This window comes from Streptomyces sp. ActVer (assembly GCF_027270795.1).
GTDB classification, from domain to species: Bacteria; Actinomycetota; Actinomycetes; order Streptomycetales; family Streptomycetaceae; genus Streptomyces; species Streptomyces umbrinus_A.
This window is the reverse complement of sequence record NZ_JAPWHT010000666.1, coordinates 1-3941: the sequence shown is the minus strand read 5'-3', so window position 1 is coordinate 3941 and position 3941 is coordinate 1. Positions and strand designations below refer to the sequence as shown.

Here is a 3941-nt window from a genome sequence, read left to right as displayed (position 1 = left end):
GGCGGGCCCAGCAGCAGCACCGCGGGCGCGGCCACCAGCGGCACCGGCAGTAGCAGCCGCGCGCCGTCCGGGCCCAGCCGATGCGGCCATCCCCGTACACCCGTCGCCAGATCCCCGCGGATGTCCGGCAGTACGTCTCCCAGATGGGCGCCAACCCCCAGGAGGGCACCGGCGGTGACGACCCACCAGGCCGGCCACGGCTGTCCCGGCAGACCCAGCGCCACGAACGCCGGAAGCGCGGCGAAGCCCACCGCGTAAGGCACCCAGGACCATGCCGTCGCCTTGAGCCGCAGGTCGTACGCCCACGCCACCGCTACTCCGGCCAGGTGAACGGCGCCCGCCCACAGGCCACAGGCGAGCGAGAGCGGCACGCACAGCGCCAGCGCGGCATACGCGGCCACCCACACCTCCGTCACACCGACCGCTCCGTCGGCTACGGGCTTGCCACGGCGTCCGGCGGCGATGTCCCGGCGCGCGTCGAACGCGTCGTTGCACCAGCCGACGGACAGCTGCCCGGTCAGCACGGCGGCGGCGGTCAGGGCGCAACGCGCGGCACTCTGGCCGGCTGTGACGGCCAGAGCGGCCATCAGGACGGTGACCGCCACGACAGGCCCGGGGTGGCACGATCCGGCCAGGCCAACCGCCCGGCCGGCCCAACTCGCGGCCGGGCCGCCGGTTGTCGACTGCTCAGGAGTGCCCACCCGGCCGATCGTAGGTGCCCCGGCCCCACCCGGCCGGAGCACACACCCCTCAGGAGGAACGGCCGGACGGGCGATTCATGGTGTCGAAGTCCCCGTCCGGGGAACACGTCGTAAGCAACTCACCCGAGTTGGTAACCGGACGGGAACCACATGACGCGGATCGCCGCCGTTCACGGTGTCCTCGCACCGCACCGTCGGACCCAGTCCGAGATCACCGACATGGTGGCTCGCACCTGCCTGCCGGAGGGCACCGACCGCCGGGTCCTGGACCGGCTGCACCGCAGCGCGAAGGTCCGCTCGCGACACATGACGCTGCCGCTCGAACGGTACGGGGAACTGGACGGATTCGGCGCCGCCAACGACGTCTTCATCGCCGCTGCCACCGACCTGGGCACCAAGGCCGTCCGGGACGCACTGGACATGGCCGGTCTGTCCGCAGCCGACGTGGACCTGCTGATCTTCACCTCCGTCACCGGCATCGCGACCCCCTCCATCGACGCACGGCTGGCCGGCCGCCTCGGACTGCGGCCGGACGTCAAACGGCTGCCCCTGTTCGGCCTGGGCTGTGCCGGCGGCGCCGCCGGCCTGGCCCGCATGCACGACTACCTGCTGGGCCGGCCCGACCACGTCGCGGTGCTGCTGTCGGTCGAACTGTGCTCGCTCACCTTCCAGCGCAACGACGCCTCCATGACCAACCTGGTCGCCACCGCACTGTTCGGCGACGGCGCCGCCGCGGTCGTCGCCTGCGGCGCAGGCCGCCCGGGCCGCCGGGACGAGAGCGCCGGCCCGACGATCGTGGACACCCGCAGCCACCTGTATCCGGACACCGGGCGCGTCATGGGCTGGGACATCAAGGACTCCGGCTTCAAGGTCGTCCTCGACCCCCAGGTCCCCGATGTGGTGCGCCGGTACCTCGCCGATGACGTCGAGGGGTTCCTCGGCGACCACGGGATCAAGCCGAAGGACGTGACCGCCTGGGTGTGCCACCCGGGAGGCCCCAAGGTCCTTGAGGCCGTCACCGAGGCCCTCGACCTGCCCGAGGAGGCGCTCGATGTGACCTGGCGTCACCTGGCCGACGTGGGCAACCTGTCCTCGTCGTCGGTGCTCCACGTACTGCGCGACACCCTGGCCGAACGCCGCCCGCCGCCGGGCACGCCGGGTGTACTGCTGGCCATGGGGCCCGGCTTCGCCTGCGAACTCGTCCTGCTGCGCTGGTAGTTCGAACCATCGAAGGACACTGGACACATGATCTGGTACGGACTGCTGGTGGCGGCCGTCGCCGGCGAGCGCGTCGCCGAACTCGTCGTCGCCCGCCGCAACGAGCGGTGGAGCACCGCCCGCGGCGCGACCGTGACCGGGCAGGGCCACTACCCGGCGATGGTCGCCCTCCACACCGGCCTGCTGATCGCCTGCCCGGCCGAAGTGTGGCTGGCAGACCGCCCCTTCGTACCCGCCCTGGCCTGGCCGATGCTGGCCGTGCTGGCGGCCTCCCAGGCACTGCGGTGGTGGTGCATCCACACCCTGGGACCCCGGTGGAACACCCAGGTGATCGTCGTACCCGGCCTGCCGCTGGTGACCGGCGGCCCCTACCGCTGGCGGTGGCTGCGGCACCCGAACTACGTGGCCGTCGTCGCGGAGGGCGTGGCGCTGCCCCTGGTCCACACCGCGTGGGTCACGGCAGCCGCGTTCACGGTGCTCAATGCCGCCCTGCTCACCGTACGCATCCGCTGCGAGAACAGGGCGCTCGCCGCCGCGACTGCCTCGACCACGACCGTTCCGGCGTGATCGACGTACTGGTGGCCGGCGGCGGACCGGCCGGCCTGGCGGCCGCCATCCACGCCGCGCTCGCCGGACTGGAGGCCGTCGTCGTCGAGCCCCGGACCTCGCCCGTGGACAAGGCCTGCGGAGAAGGCGTCATGCCCGGCGGAGTCGCCGCGCTGCACGCACTGGGCGTCGAGGCCGGTGGCCGCGAACTGCGTGGCATCCGCTACGTGGACGGCGCCACCCGCGCCGAAGCGCCCTTCCGCGATCGCAGCGGGCTGGGGATCCGCCGTACAACGCTGCACTCCGCACTGCACCAGCGCGCGCTCGACCTCGGCGTGCGCATACTGCCGGGCAAGATCGGCGAGGTGCACCAGAGCGCGGACACGGTCACCGCCGCCGGGACCACGGCACGTTGGCTGATCGCCGCCGACGGCCTGCACTCCCCGGTACGCCGCGGCCTGGGGCTGGAACTGCCGAACCGCCCCCAAGGCCGCTACGGACTGCGCCGGCACTACCGCGTCGAACCGTGGACGGACTTCGTGGAGGTCCACTGGTCCGGACACAGCGAGGCCTATGTGACACCGGTCGGCGACGACCTGGTGGGCGTCGCGATCCTCAGCCGCAGCCGTCGCGGGTACGACGAGCACCTGACTGCCTTCCCCGCTCTCACCGCGTCGCTGCGCGGAACGGCCGCGACAGCGGTACGCGGCGCCGGACCACTGCGGCAGCGGGTGCGGCGCAGAACCGCCGGCCGGGTTCTGCTCGTCGGCGACGCCGCGGGCTACCTGGACGCCCTCACCGGCGAGGGCATCGCCCTCGCGCTGGCGACGGCCGGTGCCGCCGTGCGCTGTCTGGCCGCCGGGCGACCGGACGCGTACGAACGCGCCTGGACCCGGCTGACCCGCCGCCACCGACTGCTGACCGGAGCCCTGCTGGCAGCCGGCCGCCGTCCCGGCACCGCCCGCCTCATCGTCCCCGCAGCGTCTCGGATGCCCCCGGTGTTCTCAGCCGCGGTCCACGCACTGCAGTAACGGTGGGCCGGCCCCGGAGACCGCCTGTAGTCCCGTGCCGAGCAAAGGCCCTCCCCTGCGTCAGCGGGAGGTGAGCGGGGTCTCCGACTCGACGCGGGTGAGCTTTTCGGGGTTGCGGACGTAGTAGAGGGCGGTGACGCGGGCGTTCTCCACCGTGAAGGCCAGCACGCCGTCGATCACGCCGTCCACGCGCAGGATGAGGCCGGGGTTGCCGTTGACCGCCGTGGGCTCGCTGCTGAAGGTCCCGCCTGCCTTGTCGACGCTGCCGGCCATGTAGCGGAGCACCTTGTCGGCGCCGACGACCGGCCGCAGGGCCGCCAGCCTGAGGCAGCCGCCGTCGCTGACGAAGACGACGTCCGGGGCGAGTACGTCGAGCAGCCCCTGCAGATCCCCGGTTTCGAGCGCGCGCTGGAACGAGTTCGACGCCGCCCGGGCCTCTTCCGAG

4 protein-coding genes and 1 pseudogene are annotated in these 3941 nt (G+C 73.1%); 3 read left to right on the top strand and 2 right to left on the bottom strand.

Features of this window, described 5'->3' with window-relative positions:
• Positions 1-701, bottom strand: a 701-nt coding sequence (locus O3Q52_RS50070; protein WP_269655081.1) for a UbiA family prenyltransferase, incomplete at its 3' end; no start/stop codon positions are given.
• A gap of 150 nt (positions 702-851) precedes the next feature.
• Between O3Q52_RS50070 and O3Q52_RS50065 the strand changes: the two genes are divergently transcribed.
• Genes O3Q52_RS50065 through O3Q52_RS50055 form a run of 3 tightly spaced genes read left to right on the top strand, consistent with a single transcriptional unit; the run spans position 852 to position 3496 of the window.
• Positions 852-1919 carry a type III polyketide synthase gene (locus O3Q52_RS50065; RefSeq protein ID WP_269655080.1) on the top strand — a complete coding sequence of 356 codons (1068 nt, stop codon included), beginning with the start codon at positions 852-854 and terminating at the stop codon, positions 1917-1919.
• Positions 1920-1946: 27 nt separating this feature from the next.
• The gene (locus O3Q52_RS50060) at positions 1947-2486 is read left to right on the top strand and encodes an isoprenylcysteine carboxyl methyltransferase family protein (protein WP_269655079.1); all 540 of its coding nucleotides are present in this window, start codon (positions 1947-1949) and stop codon (positions 2484-2486) included.
• Positions 2483-3496: an NAD(P)/FAD-dependent oxidoreductase gene (locus tag O3Q52_RS50055; RefSeq protein ID WP_269655078.1), complete on the top strand. Its 1014-nt coding sequence runs from the start codon at positions 2483-2485 to the stop codon at positions 3494-3496. The genes O3Q52_RS50060 and O3Q52_RS50055 overlap by 4 nt, the downstream gene beginning before the upstream one ends.
• A gap of 60 nt (positions 3497-3556) precedes the next feature.
• Here O3Q52_RS50055 and O3Q52_RS50050 read toward each other — a convergent pair.
• Positions 3557-3941 (bottom strand): annotated as a pseudogene (locus tag O3Q52_RS50050) (RNA polymerase subunit sigma-24); the annotation flags it as partial.